Origin of the sequence: Methylobacterium sp. WL12 (genome assembly GCF_008039475.1) — a bacterium.
GTDB classification, from domain to species: domain Bacteria; phylum Pseudomonadota; class Alphaproteobacteria; order Rhizobiales; family Beijerinckiaceae; genus Methylobacterium; species Methylobacterium cerastii.
Genome location: NZ_VRUW01000097.1, coordinates 1 through 15015 on the forward strand (window position 1 = coordinate 1; position 15015 = coordinate 15015).

Consider the following 15015-nt stretch of genomic DNA (forward strand, 5'->3'; position numbering starts at 1 on the left):
ACACGCGCGCGCAGATCGACGGATAGAGCTGATGCCATGCGGCTCTCCTGCAAAAGCCGCCAAGAGAATCACATCACGCTCCGAGTGGTAAACCCTATTGATTCAGCCTGATCGGATGCCGCTCTAACGTCACCCATCCCAGCCGAGCCGCTTTCTTCTGGTTGCAGGGCTCGCAGGCCGACGCGAGGTTGTCGCGAGTAAGTGCCCCACCGCGACTTTTAGGGACAATGTGGTCCACCACGATCGGCCCGTCAGTTGTACCGCAATACTCGCAAGAGAGGACGGCAGACTGATATTCCGTTACGAGTGCAGCAGCGTCGGCGGGCAGGCGGTTGCCGCTCACGCTACACCCCCAGGAACCGCGCCGAGCTTTCGGACGGTCGAGCATGGAGATAGCGCCCCGTCGTCGCCACGCTGGCGTGCCCGAGCGTCGCTTGAACGAGATGGATCGGCGCTCCGCGGTCTAGACTGTGAGAGGCGTGCGCGTGACGCAGCCAGTGCGCTGATACTTCAGCCTGCAACCCGGCTCGGGCAACGGCCGCCTTCACCACCCGGTGCACTGCGCTCGGGTCGAGCGCCCCGCCCTTTCGCGATAGGAACACCGGGACATCCAGCCCGGCCTCGCCGCGCAGAGCCACAAGCAGCTTCCACGTCGCGGCCGAAAGCAGGACGGCTCGCGTCTTGCCGCCCTTGCCAAATATCGTCGCCTGCCCGGCTTCGTCGCGTACCGAGAGGTCGCGCCAGCGCAGGCCGCACACTTCCGAGATCCGCAAGCCGCCGCCGTAGAGCACCGTCAGCAGCACGCGGTTCCGCAGGTGCGGTTCCTGCCGGATCATCAGTAGCGCGTCGGCCTCCGGCATGATGCGCTCGGCTAGGGTGTTCTTGATCGGCGGCACTTTCACGGCCGCGCCGATGTTGAACCGCAGGAACCCGACCTCTTGGGCGAACGTGAACAGGCTCTTGAGTGCCGAGGCCGCGAGCGCGACGGTTGCCGACGAGCCCGGCCGGCTGGCGACATAATCCTGTAGGTCGCCGATCCGCACCGACCCGAGAGGCTTGCCGACATGCACCAGGAAGCGCCGCGCCTCGCGCTCATAGTTCCGGCGCGTGTTCGCGCTCGCGGACCGGGCCAGCCACAGCCGCACCATCTGCCCGTCGTCGTCGGCCTGCGTCGGCGGCAATGCCGGCATCTGCTGCATGTCGGGCTCGATGATCGCAGGGAGCGTGGTCACCGCGGTCAGTCCCAATCCTGGCTGTCGAGCGTGCACGCACCCTGCATATGTTTCGCGATGGCCGTCATCGCCGTGTCGAGCGTCGGGTGCGTGCGAGGGACGGTGTTCAAGGCGCCGCGAGCCTCGGGAGTGATCTGGAACAGTTCCTCGGCATCTTGCTCGATCGTGCCGAGCTGACGGCTGAGCCGATCCGTCAGGCTCCATGAAGTGCCCCTCGACCCGGTCGGCGTCACGACGATATCCATGGAAGCCCCCAACGCAAGATAATGCGTCTTGTCTTGCGTTCGTTGACCATGCCGGAATGCCACGCCGCGTGCAACCTCATAATGCTTCAACGCTGTAATGCTACGGCACCATCGCATGATCGCGGCAAAGCGCTGTCGCACGGCGGTGCTACGCTTCGCGCTTCCGTCCCGGCTTCAGAGCATCGACGGACGGATGCCCGTGCCGCTGCAAGGCCGCGTCGATCCCTTCCATGATGACATCATGCACCTTCACGTCGCGGGTGAACGCGATCTCCCGTAGGCGCCGATGAACCTCCTTCGGGAGATAGACCGACGTATGCACCACGTCGGGCCGCGGCTTCCGGCCGGCTGGTGCGCTTTCGGCCTTCGGCGCCGTCTCGGGGGCCGGGCCGGGAACAGGGGCGGCAGGCGCGGCGCCGGGAAGGCTTAGACCGCCGATCAGTGAAGGCCGCTTGCTCATGCCTTGCCACCCTTCATTTTGCGATCGGCCCATGTCCAAAGCGCGCGAACCTCGTCAGCCGCTTTTCCCTCGGGAGCGAACTCGGTCACGCCCTGCCCTGCCGCAAGCGCGTCCTGATGATCGGCCCGCTGTGTCAGGGTCGGCTCTGCCAACACGCCGAATATCCCCAAGCCGTTCGCAGCTTCGGTCGCGCGTGTCGATCGACCAGCCGGGCATTGGTTCAGGACGAAGGCAAACCGCTCGCGCATCCCAAGGCGCATCAGGGTTTCGATCGTCGGCATCGTAGCCTGAAGATCGAGGCGCGATGGCCGTGCCGGTACCAGGGCGAGGTCAGCAGCCTGCATGGCGAGGTTGCCGCCGGTCGAGGACACACCAGCCGTGTCGAGGATGGCGAGAGTGAAGCCTTCGGATTTCAGGGCCGCGAGGATCGCAGGCAGATCGCCCAGACGGTCAGGGCCGAGTCGATCAACGGCCGGAGCGTCTGCGGTGCGCGCATCGCCCCATGCCGCGAGCGAGCCTTGCGGGTCTAGATCGAGGGCGACGACGCGCTCCCCCGCCTCGCTCGCCGCGACGGCCAGGGAGGCGCCGATCGTCGTTTTGCCGACGCCGCCTTTCTGAGTGACGAGAGTGATCGTTCGCATGTCCGACTCGCGTTGCCAGTTTAGCGTAGCAGGAAAGCGCTACAGTTTAAAAGCGTGATCCCGCTACCATGTCAAAGCGTTGCAGCATTGTAATGCTACAGAGGTTTAGCGCCTTCATGCCGTCATGTTTAGTGCAACATCCCGCCTACTGGCCGCGGCGCGGTGGGTCTATGCAAGCCGGGTGCGCCTCAATGATGGGGCCGGCCGGTAAGCGCCTGATCGACCTTGGTCCACGCACCATCCATATCATGGATCGCATCGATACCCGCTATCGATCCAATCTGTTTGATGCATGTTGCAGTGCGATGCATATTCCCTCTCGAAGCAGGGTGAATCCCCTGAAAACCCCTGAGGGATCACGACTATGTCCATGCGTGCGTTTGCTCTTAGCGCTCTCGCCTTCACCACCTTCGCTGGTGCAGCAATGGCAGACGAGCGCACCAATCTCACCCCGCCGCTCTACCGCGAGCAGGCTCGTGCGACGGCGAACGTCCGCCCGGTCTCTGATTTGACCACCACGCCGTCCCTTACCAAGGCGGGCTCGGTTGTCTCGCATGTTGAGATCGAGACGACGGGATCGGTGCGTTAAGATTGCCGACCGGAACCGCCCCGAAGCCTCGCCCCTGGCGACTGGCGACGCTGCCATAGGCTGGCTCAGCCCTGAGCTATGTCGGCAGCGTCGTCCCCGCTCTGGCTCTCCGAGCAGCGCGGCGCACTACGATCCACTATCGCTGGCTACCTGCCTGCGAGCACTTTGACCTCAGGCCCGCTCGGCCGACGCCTGTACGAGAGCCAAGATCCGGCGGCGTTCTTCAGGATCAGCGATGCGCAGGAACGCGTGGATGAGCGCCGCGCACTCACCCTCCTGGCCGCGATAGTCCGCTGCTTGTCGCGTGGGCTTGGCCGCCTCGATGGCATTCTGCGGTCGATACAAAACGGTTGGCGAGACCTGCAGCGCGTCGGCGATGCGCTCCAACGACGTAGCTCGGGCGACGAGGTGCCCCGAACGATGAGAGCCTACGGCTTCGCCCTCTCTTAGGTCAGGCTCCGGCGGTTTGCCGGGCGGCGGCGTCTTCGATCCCATGGCTTTTTCCGTGTGGGCGCACGGAGCGCCTCTTACGGTATTTCTAATACAATTGCGCCCCTGCGCGGGATTGCAAACACGCCACAGTTGTAACTTAACATTTCTAAATCCCTTGAGGTTGCGTCGGACAAGTCGGTACAAGGACATGCCTCCGGGCTTGAGGAGGGATTTTCCGATGCCGAAGAACAAAACCTCCAGCGGCCAGACCTGTCCTCGCGCCTTTCAGACGGCCCTGGACGCCCTGGATGTGATCGGGCGATGGGAGTGGGATGCCGCCTCAGACCGGGCTCGCGTCGATGCCGTCGTGGCGCTGCTCTTCAACCTCGATCCGGGAGAGGCGGAGGAGGGCTTGCCGCTCTCGCGCTTCATCGATGGTATCCACGCCGATGACCGACAGCGGGTATTGGCGTTGATCCGGAGCAGCGCCAGCGCGGGCAGCGCCTATCTGACCGAATATCGAGTCATCTCCGTTGATGGCCGGACGCGTTGGGTGCTGTCGCGTGGCCGCTTCACGAGCGACCACGCGGGCCAACCTCGAACCGGTTCCGGCATCCTCATCGACATCACGCAGATGCGAATGAGTGAGGACACCGATAGTTGGACCGAGGCGACGCCACTGGATCGTGCAGCCGATCATGCCATTGCTGCGCAGCAGGCGATCGTCGATCTGCAGGACCCACCCTTGAAAGTGTTCGCAGACGCCTTGCTGATGGAGCTGGGGCGCCGGCTCGCTCACGAGGAAGTTCTGGAGCGCCGCAAGCGCATGAACTGAACCTGGACGTCTCACAGATCGGATTTCGCCACCGAGATCTGCGAGATCACCGAGGATCGTCACCATCAGCGCAAGTCAAGCGCGCCGTGATAGTACGGCTTCATGGCTCAGGTGCGCTTACTCATGTTGCCGCCGCTCATGCCTTCACAGCAGCACCCCGCCTTCTTGCCTCGGCTGCCGTGGTTCATCGCCATACCACCCTTGCCGCACATCATCGCTCCTTTGCTCTTGCCGCCTCCGCAGCAGCTCATGGCGAGGGCAGGGGCAGCACTGAGAAGCACGAGGGCAGCGGTGGTCACGATTAGCTTCTTCATGGGGCATCCTCCATCGACTTGATGTCCTCGTATCACGCTTGTCCGTCCGATCTTGCGAGCCTTTGAAGACGCGCTTGCGATCAGGCGTGCCGCCAGACCTTCACGGCCGAGATCAGCGTCCCCCAACCAAGTTGAGCAGCGCCACGCCTGCCGCGGCCAGGATGTTGCCCTCGCCGCCCCAGGGCAGGGGAGCAAAGGGGATCACCGCGCACTCAGCCGCCACGACCGGCAGCACGACCTCCGGCACCCCGGCCTCTCGGTAGGCATCGTTCTCGCGCATCCATACGGCCTGACTGCCGTAATGGTTCTCGGGAGCGGCCAGCGAGGGTGGCGCTTCAAGGGGTTGCGCATGTCTGATCCTACAATGCTGTAATGCTATGATGCTGTCGTGTGTTAGCGGGATACTGTTGCTTGTCAGATGAGGGTTGCGAGCCCCGTGAGGACGTAGCCGCCGCAGATGATGACGAGGGCGGCCAGCAGCTCGCCGGCCATGCCGATGAAGCGGCGCCCGTGAGCGAACGCGGTATCGGGCCGGATCGCAGCGACGGCCTGCCAAGGCTCGTCCTCGCCGGGCAGAGCTTCGTTCTGCGGGGCGAGCGCCGCGTGCTGGCTGTAGCGATCCACGCCCGGCAGCAGCCGGGCAGGGCCCGGAGGCAAGCGGCCGGACGGGAAGGCATAGGGAATGGTGACGGGCGGCAGGTTGCTGCCGAGGAACAGCGTCAGGTCGGCGACGCGGGCCTGCGCGATGCCGTAGCCGGGCTGATGCGCGGCCGAGAACTCGGCTTCCTCGCCAAGCCACCAGCGCAGATGCCCGAGCAGCGCCAGAGCCCCGAACCGGGACGCGCAGGGCGTCGTCACCAGGGCGTCGGTCGCGGCATCGTAGTCGTCGCTAGCGATCATGGACGCCTCGCCCTCGGGGGCGACCTGATAGGCGTCGTAGGCGGTGCGGTGGCGCTGGATCGCGGCGTGGATCGGGTCGGCAGCAGTGTCGAGGACAAGGGTACGGGCGTGCGTCATCGTTCGGGCTCCAAAGGGCTCGTGAGGGCAGGCAGGGAAGGCGAGGGGGGAGGGGCGGCGCCGATCAGGCCGGCGAGGCGCGGGGCTGGCTCAGTTCGTTCGCTGCCAAGCGCCAGCGCCGAGCAAGGCTGAGCGCCCAGGCGTGCGCCTCGCGCTGGTCGGTCTCGCCGGCAGCGATGCGGAGCCGGTAGGATGCCGCGAGGCGCAGGCAGGTCGCGTGATCCTGCCGAGCGTGCAGCAGGCGGACGGCGGGGGAGCGGATGAGGTCGGCGACCATCGGTCCGGCCTCAGTGCGCGCGGACGAGGCGGGAGGACTTCGCAGCGGCCCAGGCACCCTTGAGGGCGTAGGACATGCACACGCCCCAGGCGTCGCCGGTTACTTCCATGCGGGCCTGAGCGCAGCGGATCGCAGCGCGCATGATGGCCGAGCGGTCGAACGTGCCGTCGCGGCGGGTCAGCGGGGCAACGGTGCGGTAGAAGTGCTTGGCGCTCTCGGTGCAGACATTCACGGCAGCCTTGGCGCGGGTGAAGATGCGGCGGGCGTCGGCGGTCAGGCGCGGGTCGGCGGTGCGAGCGATGTGCGAGTGGGGGATGAGGTTGGCGTAGCGCATCGGGGCGACCTATTGACTGAAAGCATCTTTGTGATACTTATGGATCACAAAACGCCTTTAGTCAACACATAAAGATCGAAATGAGCCAAAAAGATCATACGGAGGTGTCGGGAAGGCAGATCGCTGCCGCCCGGACGCTCGTTGGAATGGGCCAAGCAGAACTGGCGGTGTCGGCGTCAATTTCTGTTCCGACGCGCCAGCGCGTTTGCCGCTTCGTGCCAAGCCGGCGACGTGAGCGGGATGCTATGGGCTGCCGGTTTTCTGAACAACAGGACGGTTGATGGGTGGCGCCTTGCCATGGCGCGCGTTGGGCGCCTGTCGGCGGTCAGCCCTGAGGTCCGTGCCGCGTTCCTCAAGATCTGGATCGAGTCGAAGCAAATGCCCCTGAAGGTTGGGCACAGGCCGACCATGGCACTGGCGCTCCACGTCCTGATGCCGCTCATACCACAGGCCGAGCCTCTGCGGCTGTTCCGCGGAACGTCTGCAAGCGAGCGCAGCCGGCACCACTACGGGTTCTCATGGTCAACGCAGCGCGACATCGCAGAGCGCTTCGCCGCTCAGGCCAGCCTAGGGCCAGGAGGCGCCGTGTTGCTTGAAGCCGTGGCGCCGATCGGGTCGGTACACCTGCGCCGAGAGGACGAGGGGTACTACGATGAGGGCGAGGTTGTCGTGAACCCCTACGCTTTGAGATGCGTCGAGGTTGTGGCGCATCTCGCCAAAGCTGGCGGCGTCGATTTCACGCCCAAGAACGGCGGAGGGGTGGACGTTCGGTTCCGCGAGCGGAAGGCATGACCGCCTCGCCTGAGCGTCTAAATGAACTTGCCCGCCTCGCCGGCCTCCTAGCCGATCAGGTGCTGGACGCGCAGATCTTCAGCCGGCCGATCCCGGATGAGCACATCCGAACGCTGCTCAGCGCGGCCTTCCTTCTGGATGAGTACGGCGTCCCGCTTCCGTCGCTACTCCAGCAGATCGTCCATGGGGCGAAGAGGGGGGCCGACTGATGCAGAGTCCCTTCGAGCTCATCTCCGAGAACGGGGGTGGGGCGGGCGTGCGGTTCGCGAGAGCGGAAAGCCCCGTGAGCCTCATCCACAACGAGCGGACCAAGCTGTCCGCGACGTGGCTCAACAGCATTGCCGCAGCGGCGGTCGCGGTCGGCGGTATCGCCCCGTCTATTGCTGCCGTCACTGGAACCCTGAGCCCGCTTCTAGCGGCCGGGCTTGTGCTGTTTTGGTTTTTGGTGGGCGCAGGCCTACATTTCACAGCACGCGCTATCCTCGGACGCCTCAGGGACACGCCATGAGCCCGCACGATTACACTTGGCTCCTGTTTGCCACCCCTGCCGCCGTCGCGGCCGTGGGCGCCTTCGTCTACTTCGTGACGGCTCGCCAGGACGGCGCGGACAGCCACCGAGGACAGTAGCGGGGCCAAGTCCCGGCCTCAAAACAAACTCGCCGGAGCAACCCGGCGAGATTTTCTTCTCCGAGACCAGGATGCTTCTAGCGGCCGATCATTACAGCACGCATTGTGCGCCCGACCGTTGAAGAATTTAGCCATCGTAATAGCGACGTTCGGCTCTCGGTGCTGGCGTGCACCTTCCCAACGGACCGGCTGGTCCCGCCTCTCTGGAGAGAGCCCATGCGCATTCTTGTCGGCTGCGAGATGACCTATGAGTTTCCGCAGCCTACCCCTGTCATCGCGACGCTGAACGTCCACGCCTCGCGGTTCTCCGATCTGGAGCGGCCAGACTACCTTATTACGAGCCCCGCGGTGCCACTGGACGGCTACCGCGACAGCTTCGGAAATTGGTGCCAGCGCATGGTCGCCCCAGCCGGGACCTTCACGCTGAAGACCGAGACAATTGTGCGCGACACCGGGACCGGCGACCGGCACGAGCGCGAGGCCACCGAGACGCCCATCGAGAAACTGCCCTCCGACAGCGTGCTGTTTCTCCTCGGCAGCCGCTACTGCGAGACCGATTGCCTCTCCAACATCGCTTGGGATTTGTTCGGCCACATCCCGCCCGGCTGGAGCCGCGTCCAGGCAATCTGCGACTACGTGCACGATCGGATCACCTTCGGCTACGAGCACGCGCGCGCCACCCGCACCGCTTTCGACGTGTTCGAGGAGCAGCGCGGGGTGTGCCGCGACTACGCGCATCTTGCCATTGCCTTCTGCCGCTGCCTCAACATTCCGACCCGCTACTGCAACGGCTACGTGAGCGATATCGGCCTGCCGCTGCCGCATGCGCCGGGTGATTTCGCGGCCTGGATGGAGGTCTATCTCGGCGGCCGCTGGCACACCTTCGATCCGCGCAACAACTCCTCGCGCATCGGCCGCATCCTCATTGCCTACGGGCGTGATGCTGCTGACGTGCCGCTCACGCTGACCTTCGGTGCCAACACCCTTACGAACTTCGTGGTGACGACCGAGGAAGCGGCGAACGTGGCCTGAGCGCGATCCGCTGGCTTTTAAAACTGGCATTTCTGCCGTTCCAGGCGGCTCGCGGCTTTGTGCGGTATCGCTTCAACGCTGCCCGTTGATCCTCTGCTAACCGGTCGAGGACATCCTGTAGGTAAGCCGGGCTCAGGACCGGTTCGCTGGTAAGATGATCGAAGCACCCGTCACCCCGTGATCAGACCGGTGGACGGGCCTGCTTCGCTTTCAGCGATTTATTAAGCGCCCGCTAACTGCAAGCCGACAGCCTCACGGGCATGTCGAAGCGTACGATGCGAGCCGCGCGAGCCCTCCTCTGGATGACAGCGCTAGCACTCTGCGGCTTCGCATCTGTCATGCTGATGGAGGCCAATTAGCCACCGGCCCAGATTGCGAAGCTGATGGTGGACAGAGATCCGATCACGACCGGCTCGATACCGCCTGTACCCATGCGCTGGTGTGGAGCCGCGGCATGGTGTCGGTGATAAGTTTTCGTTAACCGCGCTCCAATCAGCGGCAGCACGAAACGGCTGTTTTTATTTTTGATCCGTGTTGAACACGGACAGCATCACCCGCGTTCGAACTCCGATTATCTGGATTGGAGAAACGCAATATGCGCACGAAAACATTCGTTATCGCCGCCTCGCTCGTTCTGTCGCTCTCGGGTGCCGCCTTTGCTCAGACTGCTGCTGGGGGCGGAAGCACCGAAGGCAACATGAACAATCCCGGCAGCGTGAAGAGCAATTCGGAAAAGGGCATGGAGGGCTCAGCAGGTTCGGCGACCGGCGGCGCGATGGGTACCGATCGTATGGCAGCACCCGGCGCCAGCGGTGGTCCCTCGACTGCAACCACCGGAGCACCGGCTGGTAGCACTGGTGGTAACGGTGAGACCGGCAGCGGTGCTGCTCCGAGTGCTAAGTAAGGATTAGGACGAGGCCCCGCAGCCTTACCTTTTGCGGGGCTTCAGATGTGAAATGCTCGCTCGGTCGGGACCCGATCAGAACCGTTCACTGATCGTTAACCATACCGATCTCATTTGGATGATACGCCGATCGCGACCTCGTCGCTCAATCGGATGCGGCCACGATGCCGGGGCAGGGTGACGCCGGATGTACGCGCACTCGATCCTGGCACCCGTGGCCGTTTGCTTTTCAAGCTGCTGAGGCACCTGGACCTTTGCCACCCTCAGGCACGTTGATGACGGACCGCATCTGCTGCGGTACGGAGCGTGCCGTGTACAATCCCTTCCTCTCGTCGATGATGCTCGCCTTCGAGTCCCAGAAGGTCATCGAGCTTCGCCTCGTGCGGCTGGCCTGGGGTGGACGCGAAGGCACTGCCGAGATGCAGTCGATGGTGGCCGAGAAGATCCAGGCGAGCATCGAGGCCGCCGGCACGCTGATGATGGGCGGCTCGCCCGAGGTCGTCATCGCGCGGTACCGCGAACATGTCGCGGCCAACACGAAGCGGCTGTCGGCAGCCTGATACCCGACACCTTTCGTTAACTACCCGCCGCCACCGTGCTCGCGTCCAGCCAGCAGGTGCCGTCGTGAACCGAGCGTACCCGATCAGCGTCGATGATCCCGCTGCGGATTGCCCTGTAGCTACAGAGGTTCTGGGCCGGCTGATCGCCTCTAAGAGCCTGTTTGAGCCCCTCAGCCGTCCGTCCCCATCTGCCTCGTGTGCAAACACGAATTCCGCCTGGCGGGGCGGAGTGGAGAGCAGATGTGGACGGACCGACATCGGACGCGTCATGAGGCGCGTCTGAAGGACATGGTGCTGCAGGCAGGCTTGGACGAGGTCACTCGCTTCGTGGAGCGGGCAGATCCGCCAAGCAGTCCGGGAGCGACGCCTGCGCGCCAAGTGCTGGCAGCGATTGCTTGGCACCTGCGGGTTGGCGGCGCGTGGCGGGCGCTACCAGCGGGCTTTCCGCCCTGGCGTACGGTCTACGGCTGGTTCCGGCGCTGGATCGAGAAGGGCCTGTTCGAGGACCTCATGCGAAATCTGACCCGCCGGCAACGACAGCGTTGCGGACGCCGGCCGGAGCCGCGGCTGGCAATCGTCGACACGCAAAGCATCAAGTGCATCGGTGTGCGCGGGCCACGCGGCTATGACGGAGCCAAGAAGCTGGTCGGGCGCAAACGCGTCGCATTGGTCGATGCCGAAGGGCACGTGCTGGCGCTCGCCGTCGTGCCAGCGAACGTGCAGGATCGCGACACGCTCCCGGCTCTCGATAATGGCAAGGAGACATGGCCCAGCCTGCGACTGGCCATCTTCGACGGTGCCTTCACGGCCGAGCGCTGCCAAGAATGGTGTCTCGTCCATGGCATGCGCCACCGCGTCGTCGAGAAATTGCCGGACCAGAAGGGCTTCGTCGTCTTGGAGCGGCGCTGGGTCGTAGAGAGGACCTTCGGCTGGCTCAGCCATTGGGCCGGCCTACACCGCGAGCGCGCCGGTCGCCTTGACGTCGCAACGGGTCGCCTCGCCTGCGTCGCCAGCCTGATGGCCGCCAACGCCCTCAACAACCCAGCCTAAATGAAACCGCCTCAAACAGGCTCTAAGACCGAGACACTGCCCAGCCTGCTGGAAGCCATCCCCGAGGCCACCCGCGCCCGCATCGCGGTCTACCTGTACAGCCGCAGTCACACCCACGAACTCGGCATCCGCATCGCAGCAACCTGCGAAAGGCGTGCTCTGAAACAAGCGCCGGGCCTCGTCGGGGATGCGATCCACGACCTGTCGCGCAAACCCTGCGCTGCAACGTCGTTCGGTTCGCGCTCGGTCTCGTCGAAGGGGATCAGCCTGGGCGGGTCGCTTCGGGTCGGTGCGCGAGCTTAGGGCTTACCCGGCGGACACGGCCACAAACCCGAAACACGACCGTCCAACCGCAGCCACAGGGCTTCGGTATCAAGGTGCCTCTCTCCCACCGAAGCGGACTGATCGCATGACGCTCAGCGACCTAGACAAGCCTGCCGATCTGACGATCTGGCCGCGAGGTATGTCCGCCCGGAAGCAGGAGGGGCATGAGTTCCGAACGCTCCGCGAAGCCCTGACGGCTGCGGCCGATGCGCTTCGAGACCCGAAAGCACTGCCCTGGATTGTGACCGAGGAAGGCCACATCCTCTCGCCCGACTGGATTGCTGCCAATGGGCCGGTAGCGCGCAGTCACTGAACGCTGTCTCAGCGTAGGGCTACCTCGGGGTTCACCCGATCCCGCATCTCCTTGCCGGCCTTGAAGGCAAGTGCAGCCTTGGCCGCAACCTCGACCGGCACCCCCGTCCTTGGGTTGCGCCCCTGCCGAGCGCGCTGCTCCTTCACGGTGAACGATCCGAACCCGCGCAGCTCCACCCGATCGCCTGCCACCAGCGCGTCGGCGATGCGGCCGAGCATGGCATCGACCACCGCCTGGCAATCCCGCTCGTAGAGATGCGGGTTCTGGGCAGCGAGGCGCAGGACGAGGTCGGACCGGATCATCGCGTTTTGTGCGCCATACTGGCCACGCCGTCAGCGCGGCTTTGTTTGACCGCCTGCACCCCATCCGTGTGTCTGGATCGCCTTGGTCAGTTTGCCCTGCATCTCCGGCATCACAGCCTGCATCCACTGTTGCGTTCCTACGAGCTGCGCCTGAGCGAGTTGGGGCTGGGCAGCAACCAGACGCTTGCCGGTCGGGGTAGCGTAGAACGTGGCAATGACCTGCAGATCGTCCTTGCCAAGCGCAGCAGCGAAGCCGCGGGCCTGAATATCAAGAAGCTCATCGTAGTGAGCCGTGAGGGTCGGAAGCACGACCTCCTGGACCAGGGCTTGAGCCTGATCCTGCTGCTTGACCCCGATCTGCTGCATCATGCCGACCATGGGCGCAGCCATCGCGCTCAGCAGCGCGGTACGATCCCCCTGCATCTGCGCGACGACCTCGCGCGCCGCCTTCAGCGTCGCAGGATCGAGCGTGGCGGCCGGGGCAGCTGGCTTAGCGGCCGGTTGCGCCATAGCCGAACACGGCAGCATGATACCGAAGCAGAGAGCAGCAAGAATTTGAGGACGGCGCATGGCGGCTCCCGATCGAGGTGTTGCGCAGATCCGAACCTACGCGATCATCGAACGTCGCTAGAACAATTTCCAACGGCGCTGACAACACCCGTATCGCGCTTGGTCGAACTCGACTCAAACTTGACCGGGCTGGCAGCCGTAGGGAGGCACGGCACGGGGAAAGCGCTCCTTGATCCGCGCACAGCCCCAGGCTCGTAGAGGTTCGGGCAGGTAGCGGTTCACCTCAATCCCAACCCCATCATAGGGCGTAGCACCGGCTGTGACGTAGCTGTACCAGCGCCATCCGATCGTTCCGACGCCAGCCAGGAGGATCGCGAAGGCTACCGATGCGGCCAACCCTGCTCGTGACTGAGGCCGACGCTCTTCGCCCTTCATACAAACCCTCGCCGTTGACTTAACCGTGCCTGCCAGCCGACATGCCATGTCCGGCTTCTACGCGCCCTGTGGCGAGTCGTGAGCCGGCTGGAACAAGGGACCAAGGCCGCGAGAAAGACCTAAGCCCAAAACGCCAACGGCCCCACCCCGGCAAGGGTGAGGCCGTCGAAATCGATGAGGTCCGGGGACCCATTTCCAACTCCCCAGACATCATAGCTCCCGCCGGGAGTCAATCGGGATCGTTTCCCGAGACGATGGCGCTTTGCCTTTTGCCGGGGACGGTTCACGCCGAGCCCCCTGCTTTGACGCGGCCCGAGCAGGGCTGTGAGCGATGAACTACGCCTATGAAATCCGCCGACAGGCGGAGGCGGCCCCGCGCGCCGCGTTGCCGGCTGTTTCGTCCGCGCTGTGGAAAGCATTCGGAGAGGGGCACCTGTCCGAGGCCGAGGCCGAGACGCTGTCCGGGCTGATCGAGGCGCGGCAGAGTTCGCCCCACCGCGGGGCAAACCTGCCTACGGGGCAGGGTATGGCGATTTCGCCCATACCTTCCGAGCCTCCATCAGATCGCGCAGGGAGCCCTAGGAGCCGCGTCGGCTCCCGCCCGCGCACGGATGCCTCAATGGAACGCCGACGCCGTTGGGCGGCTTCTGGTAAGCTTCCACCGGCCATCGCCGCGCGGTTCACGCTGGCTGAGCAGGCGGTGCTTGCTGTGGTTGCGAGTGAGGTAGCGAAGCGGGGCGATTGCCGCCTTGCCGTTAGACACATCGCAGCGGTTGCAGGCGTTTCCGAAACGATGGTGCGGAACGCTATGCGGGAGGCTCGAACGCACGGCCTCCTCACCGTCGAGGAACGCCGGCTGGCCCGCTTCCGCAACGACACCAACATCGTCTGCATCGTGTCGCGGGAATGGACGGCCTGGCTGCGGCTCGCCCGATCCAGCGAGCGCGCCACGGTGGGGCGGTTGGAGAGAGGTGGGTGCAGATCCCCGCAGGGCACGAATACTCCTGTTTCCTACCCTGTGAATTCAGAGGGTGGGAGACCGCGAAAGGGCTGCCGACTAGCAGCGGACGACATCAACCGATCCGTTCAGTCGGCTATCCGCACACGCAGGAGGATGGATCGAGCAACGAGCTGATGGTGCTCTTGATCGCGCAGCACCATATTCTCGAGTCAGACGGAGGTTTCCATGGAGATCGAACCGCGTCCGGTCGAGTTCCACCACGCCTTTCTTGGCGGGGTGCTCATCGTCGGCAGTGCCTACATCGGCGGGCGCGCGATCTGGTCATGGCTGGTTTGGCCAGACCAGCATCTTGATGCTCCACGCCTTGTGGCCTTGCTTCTCGCCTGGGTGGCGATCACGGGTGGGTGGACGCTGATCCAGATGTGGCGCGAAGGCGATTGGTTCAAAGGCCGGAAATACGGAAATAGCGGCTCGTCAAACTCGTCGGATAGCTCTCCCGGCAGCAGCTCCGGCTGCGACTCCGGAACAGGCGGTAGCGATGGCGGCTCATGCTTAGTCTGAAGAACACCTGCACAGGCGAAGCTTGATCCCAGTTGAGGTGTCAGCGCGCCGACTCCGCAGCCGGTTATTGCGCTCTGCCGCCGACCCCGTTCCTCGTCTGCCACCGCCTCCACCGCCGCGATGGCGTTCTCCAGCTCCGCGATCCGTTTCAGGGTGCTGTCCGCCGGCATCGTATCGTACTGAACGGCTTCCATGATCAGATCGCGCTGCCGGGTTTTGAGGCGGTCCAGGAGGGCTTCGAGCTTGTCCATGGCGCGCTGTAGCGAGG

25 protein-coding genes and 1 pseudogene are annotated in these 15015 nt (G+C 64.5%); 13 read left to right on the forward strand and 13 right to left on the reverse strand.

Translation table 11 applies throughout. The features are described 5' to 3' along the window. Positions 1-344 precede the first annotated feature (344 nt). From FV226_RS23655 to FV226_RS23670, 4 genes are all read right to left on the reverse strand, one after another. Entirely contained in the window at positions 345-1247 is a 903-nt protein-coding gene (locus FV226_RS23655; RefSeq protein WP_246691717.1) for a tyrosine-type recombinase/integrase, read from the reverse strand. Next, on the reverse strand, positions 1238-1477 hold the full coding sequence (locus tag FV226_RS23660) for a hypothetical protein (protein WP_147764839.1): 240 nt from the start codon (positions 1475-1477) through the stop codon (positions 1238-1240). The genes FV226_RS23655 and FV226_RS23660 overlap by 10 nt, the downstream gene beginning before the upstream one ends. Before the next feature lie 148 nt (positions 1478-1625). Beyond that, on the reverse strand, positions 1626-1937 hold the full coding sequence (locus FV226_RS23665; RefSeq protein WP_147764840.1) for a hypothetical protein: 312 nt from the start codon (positions 1935-1937) through the stop codon (positions 1626-1628). After that, positions 1934-2578 (reverse strand): AAA family ATPase, encoded by a 645-nt coding sequence (locus FV226_RS23670; RefSeq protein ID WP_147764841.1) that lies wholly within the window; start codon positions 2576-2578, stop codon positions 1934-1936. The genes FV226_RS23665 and FV226_RS23670 overlap by 4 nt, the downstream gene beginning before the upstream one ends. Before the next feature lie 364 nt (positions 2579-2942). On the opposite strand from FV226_RS23670, the gene FV226_RS23675 reads away from it, so the two are divergent. Further along, positions 2943-3167 (forward strand): hypothetical protein, encoded by a 225-nt coding sequence (locus FV226_RS23675; RefSeq protein WP_147764842.1) that lies wholly within the window; start codon positions 2943-2945, stop codon positions 3165-3167. A gap of 171 nt (positions 3168-3338) precedes the next feature. On the opposite strand, the gene FV226_RS23680 is transcribed toward FV226_RS23675, so the two are convergent. Continuing rightward, positions 3339-3554, reverse strand: a complete 216-nt coding sequence (locus FV226_RS23680) for a hypothetical protein (RefSeq protein ID WP_147764843.1) — start codon at positions 3552-3554, stop codon at positions 3339-3341. A 283-nt stretch (positions 3555-3837) separates the two neighbouring features. On the opposite strand from FV226_RS23680, the gene FV226_RS23685 reads away from it, so the two are divergent. Continuing rightward, the gene (locus tag FV226_RS23685; RefSeq protein ID WP_147764844.1) at positions 3838-4434 is read left to right on the forward strand and encodes a PAS domain-containing protein; all 597 of its coding nucleotides are present in this window, start codon (positions 3838-3840) and stop codon (positions 4432-4434) included. A 107-nt stretch (positions 4435-4541) separates the two neighbouring features. Here the strand turns inward: FV226_RS23685 and FV226_RS23690 are convergent, their stop codons facing one another. The 5 genes from FV226_RS23690 to FV226_RS23705 form a co-directional block, all read right to left on the reverse strand. Then, on the reverse strand, positions 4542-4748 hold the full coding sequence (locus tag FV226_RS23690; RefSeq protein WP_147764845.1) for a hypothetical protein: 207 nt from the start codon (positions 4746-4748) through the stop codon (positions 4542-4544). Positions 4749-4860: 112 nt separating this feature from the next. Continuing rightward, the gene (locus FV226_RS28160) at positions 4861-5028 is read right to left on the reverse strand and encodes a hypothetical protein (RefSeq protein WP_187278834.1); all 168 of its coding nucleotides are present in this window, start codon (positions 5026-5028) and stop codon (positions 4861-4863) included. 134 nt (positions 5029-5162) lie between these two features. Beyond that, positions 5163-5765: a hypothetical protein gene (locus FV226_RS23695; RefSeq protein WP_147764846.1), complete on the reverse strand. Its 603-nt coding sequence runs from the start codon at positions 5763-5765 to the stop codon at positions 5163-5165. A gap of 64 nt (positions 5766-5829) precedes the next feature. After that, entirely contained in the window at positions 5830-6042 is a 213-nt protein-coding gene (locus FV226_RS23700) for a hypothetical protein (RefSeq protein ID WP_147764847.1), read from the reverse strand. 10 nt (positions 6043-6052) lie between these two features. Continuing rightward, positions 6053-6376 (reverse strand): hypothetical protein, encoded by a 324-nt coding sequence (locus FV226_RS23705; protein ID WP_147764848.1) that lies wholly within the window; start codon positions 6374-6376, stop codon positions 6053-6055. 80 nt (positions 6377-6456) lie between these two features. Here FV226_RS23705 and FV226_RS29105 point away from each other — a divergent pair. The 11 genes and pseudogenes from FV226_RS29105 to FV226_RS23750 all read left to right on the forward strand — a co-directional run. Further along, positions 6457-6570: pseudogene (locus FV226_RS29105) on the forward strand (transcriptional regulator); the annotation flags it as partial. 37 nt (positions 6571-6607) lie between these two features. Next, positions 6608-7168 carry a hypothetical protein gene (locus FV226_RS23710; RefSeq protein WP_147764849.1) on the forward strand — a complete coding sequence of 187 codons (561 nt, stop codon included), beginning with the start codon at positions 6608-6610 and terminating at the stop codon, positions 7166-7168. Further along, a complete protein-coding gene (locus FV226_RS23715; RefSeq protein WP_147764850.1) occupies positions 7165-7377 on the forward strand; it encodes a hypothetical protein in 213 nt (70 codons plus the stop codon). The genes FV226_RS23710 and FV226_RS23715 overlap by 4 nt, the downstream gene beginning before the upstream one ends. A gap of 74 nt (positions 7378-7451) precedes the next feature. Continuing rightward, on the forward strand, positions 7452-7676 hold the full coding sequence (locus FV226_RS23720; RefSeq protein ID WP_147764851.1) for a hypothetical protein: 225 nt from the start codon (positions 7452-7454) through the stop codon (positions 7674-7676). Beyond that, positions 7673-7795, forward strand: a complete 123-nt coding sequence (locus FV226_RS29020) for a hypothetical protein (RefSeq protein WP_281406053.1) — start codon at positions 7673-7675, stop codon at positions 7793-7795. Before FV226_RS23720 ends, FV226_RS29020 begins: the two co-directional genes overlap by 4 nt. Before the next feature lie 216 nt (positions 7796-8011). Further along, positions 8012-8827: a transglutaminase family protein gene (locus tag FV226_RS23725; RefSeq protein ID WP_147764852.1), complete on the forward strand. Its 816-nt coding sequence runs from the start codon at positions 8012-8014 to the stop codon at positions 8825-8827. A 595-nt stretch (positions 8828-9422) separates the two neighbouring features. Further along, positions 9423-9731, forward strand: a complete 309-nt coding sequence (locus tag FV226_RS23730) for a hypothetical protein (protein ID WP_147764853.1) — start codon at positions 9423-9425, stop codon at positions 9729-9731. Between the two features lie 311 nt (positions 9732-10042). Then, positions 10043-10291: a hypothetical protein gene (locus FV226_RS23735; RefSeq protein ID WP_147764854.1), complete on the forward strand. Its 249-nt coding sequence runs from the start codon at positions 10043-10045 to the stop codon at positions 10289-10291. 240 nt (positions 10292-10531) lie between these two features. Next, positions 10532-11341, forward strand: a complete 810-nt coding sequence (locus FV226_RS23740; RefSeq protein WP_147764855.1) for an IS5 family transposase — start codon at positions 10532-10534, stop codon at positions 11339-11341. Beyond that, the gene (locus FV226_RS23745; protein WP_147764856.1) at positions 11342-11644 is read left to right on the forward strand and encodes a hypothetical protein; all 303 of its coding nucleotides are present in this window, start codon (positions 11342-11344) and stop codon (positions 11642-11644) included. Between the two features lie 106 nt (positions 11645-11750). Continuing rightward, positions 11751-11978, forward strand: a complete 228-nt coding sequence (locus tag FV226_RS23750) for a hypothetical protein (protein WP_147764857.1) — start codon at positions 11751-11753, stop codon at positions 11976-11978. A gap of 8 nt (positions 11979-11986) precedes the next feature. On the opposite strand, the gene FV226_RS23755 is transcribed toward FV226_RS23750, so the two are convergent. From FV226_RS23755 to FV226_RS23775, 3 genes are all read right to left on the reverse strand, one after another. After that, a complete protein-coding gene (locus FV226_RS23755) occupies positions 11987-12280 on the reverse strand; it encodes an HU family DNA-binding protein (protein ID WP_147764858.1) in 294 nt (97 codons plus the stop codon). 30 nt (positions 12281-12310) lie between these two features. After that, positions 12311-12850, reverse strand: coding sequence for a DUF2059 domain-containing protein (locus FV226_RS23760; protein ID WP_147764859.1), 540 nt, complete (start codon positions 12848-12850; stop codon positions 12311-12313). A 1632-nt stretch (positions 12851-14482) separates the two neighbouring features. Next, positions 14483-15015, reverse strand: a 533-nt coding sequence (locus FV226_RS23775; RefSeq protein WP_210246540.1) for a hypothetical protein, incomplete at its 5' end; no start/stop codon positions are given.

What these genes read in the sequence shown, in the direction of transcription:
- FV226_RS23760 (WP_147764859.1), bottom strand. Translation starts at nt 12,850, where the DNA reads ATGCGCCGTCCTCAAATTCTTGCTGCTCTCTGCTTCGGTATCATGCTG.
- FV226_RS23690 (WP_147764845.1), bottom strand. Translation starts at nt 4,748, where the DNA reads ATGAAGAAGCTAATCGTGACCACCGCTGCCCTCGTGCTTCTCAGTGCT.
- FV226_RS23725 (WP_147764852.1), top strand. Translation starts at nt 8,012, where the DNA reads ATGCGCATTCTTGTCGGCTGCGAGATGACCTATGAGTTTCCGCAGCCT.
- FV226_RS23745 (WP_147764856.1), top strand. Translation starts at nt 11,342, where the DNA reads ATGAAACCGCCTCAAACAGGCTCTAAGACCGAGACACTGCCCAGCCTG.
- FV226_RS23730 (WP_147764853.1), top strand. Translation starts at nt 9,423, where the DNA reads ATGCGCACGAAAACATTCGTTATCGCCGCCTCGCTCGTTCTGTCGCTC.
- FV226_RS23700 (WP_147764847.1), bottom strand. Translation starts at nt 6,042, where the DNA reads ATGGTCGCCGACCTCATCCGCTCCCCCGCCGTCCGCCTGCTGCACGCT.
- FV226_RS23705 (WP_147764848.1), bottom strand. Translation starts at nt 6,376, where the DNA reads ATGCGCTACGCCAACCTCATCCCCCACTCGCACATCGCTCGCACCGCC.
- FV226_RS23755 (WP_147764858.1), bottom strand. Translation starts at nt 12,280, where the DNA reads ATGATCCGGTCCGACCTCGTCCTGCGCCTCGCTGCCCAGAACCCGCAT.
- FV226_RS29020 (WP_281406053.1), top strand. Translation starts at nt 7,673, where the DNA reads ATGAGCCCGCACGATTACACTTGGCTCCTGTTTGCCACCCCTGCCGCC.
- FV226_RS23670 (WP_147764841.1), bottom strand. Translation starts at nt 2,578, where the DNA reads ATGCGAACGATCACTCTCGTCACTCAGAAAGGCGGCGTCGGCAAAACG.
- FV226_RS23750 (WP_147764857.1), top strand. Translation starts at nt 11,751, where the DNA reads ATGACGCTCAGCGACCTAGACAAGCCTGCCGATCTGACGATCTGGCCG.
- FV226_RS23675 (WP_147764842.1), top strand. Translation starts at nt 2,943, where the DNA reads ATGTCCATGCGTGCGTTTGCTCTTAGCGCTCTCGCCTTCACCACCTTC.
- FV226_RS23740 (WP_147764855.1), top strand. Translation starts at nt 10,532, where the DNA reads ATGTGGACGGACCGACATCGGACGCGTCATGAGGCGCGTCTGAAGGAC.
- FV226_RS23685 (WP_147764844.1), top strand. Translation starts at nt 3,838, where the DNA reads ATGCCGAAGAACAAAACCTCCAGCGGCCAGACCTGTCCTCGCGCCTTT.
- FV226_RS23660 (WP_147764839.1), bottom strand. Translation starts at nt 1,477, where the DNA reads ATGGATATCGTCGTGACGCCGACCGGGTCGAGGGGCACTTCATGGAGC.
- FV226_RS28160 (WP_187278834.1), bottom strand. Translation starts at nt 5,028, where the DNA reads ATGCGCGAGAACGATGCCTACCGAGAGGCCGGGGTGCCGGAGGTCGTG.
- FV226_RS23695 (WP_147764846.1), bottom strand. Translation starts at nt 5,765, where the DNA reads ATGACGCACGCCCGTACCCTTGTCCTCGACACTGCTGCCGACCCGATC.
- FV226_RS23665 (WP_147764840.1), bottom strand. Translation starts at nt 1,937, where the DNA reads ATGAGCAAGCGGCCTTCACTGATCGGCGGTCTAAGCCTTCCCGGCGCC.
- FV226_RS23715 (WP_147764850.1), top strand. Translation starts at nt 7,165, where the DNA reads ATGACCGCCTCGCCTGAGCGTCTAAATGAACTTGCCCGCCTCGCCGGC.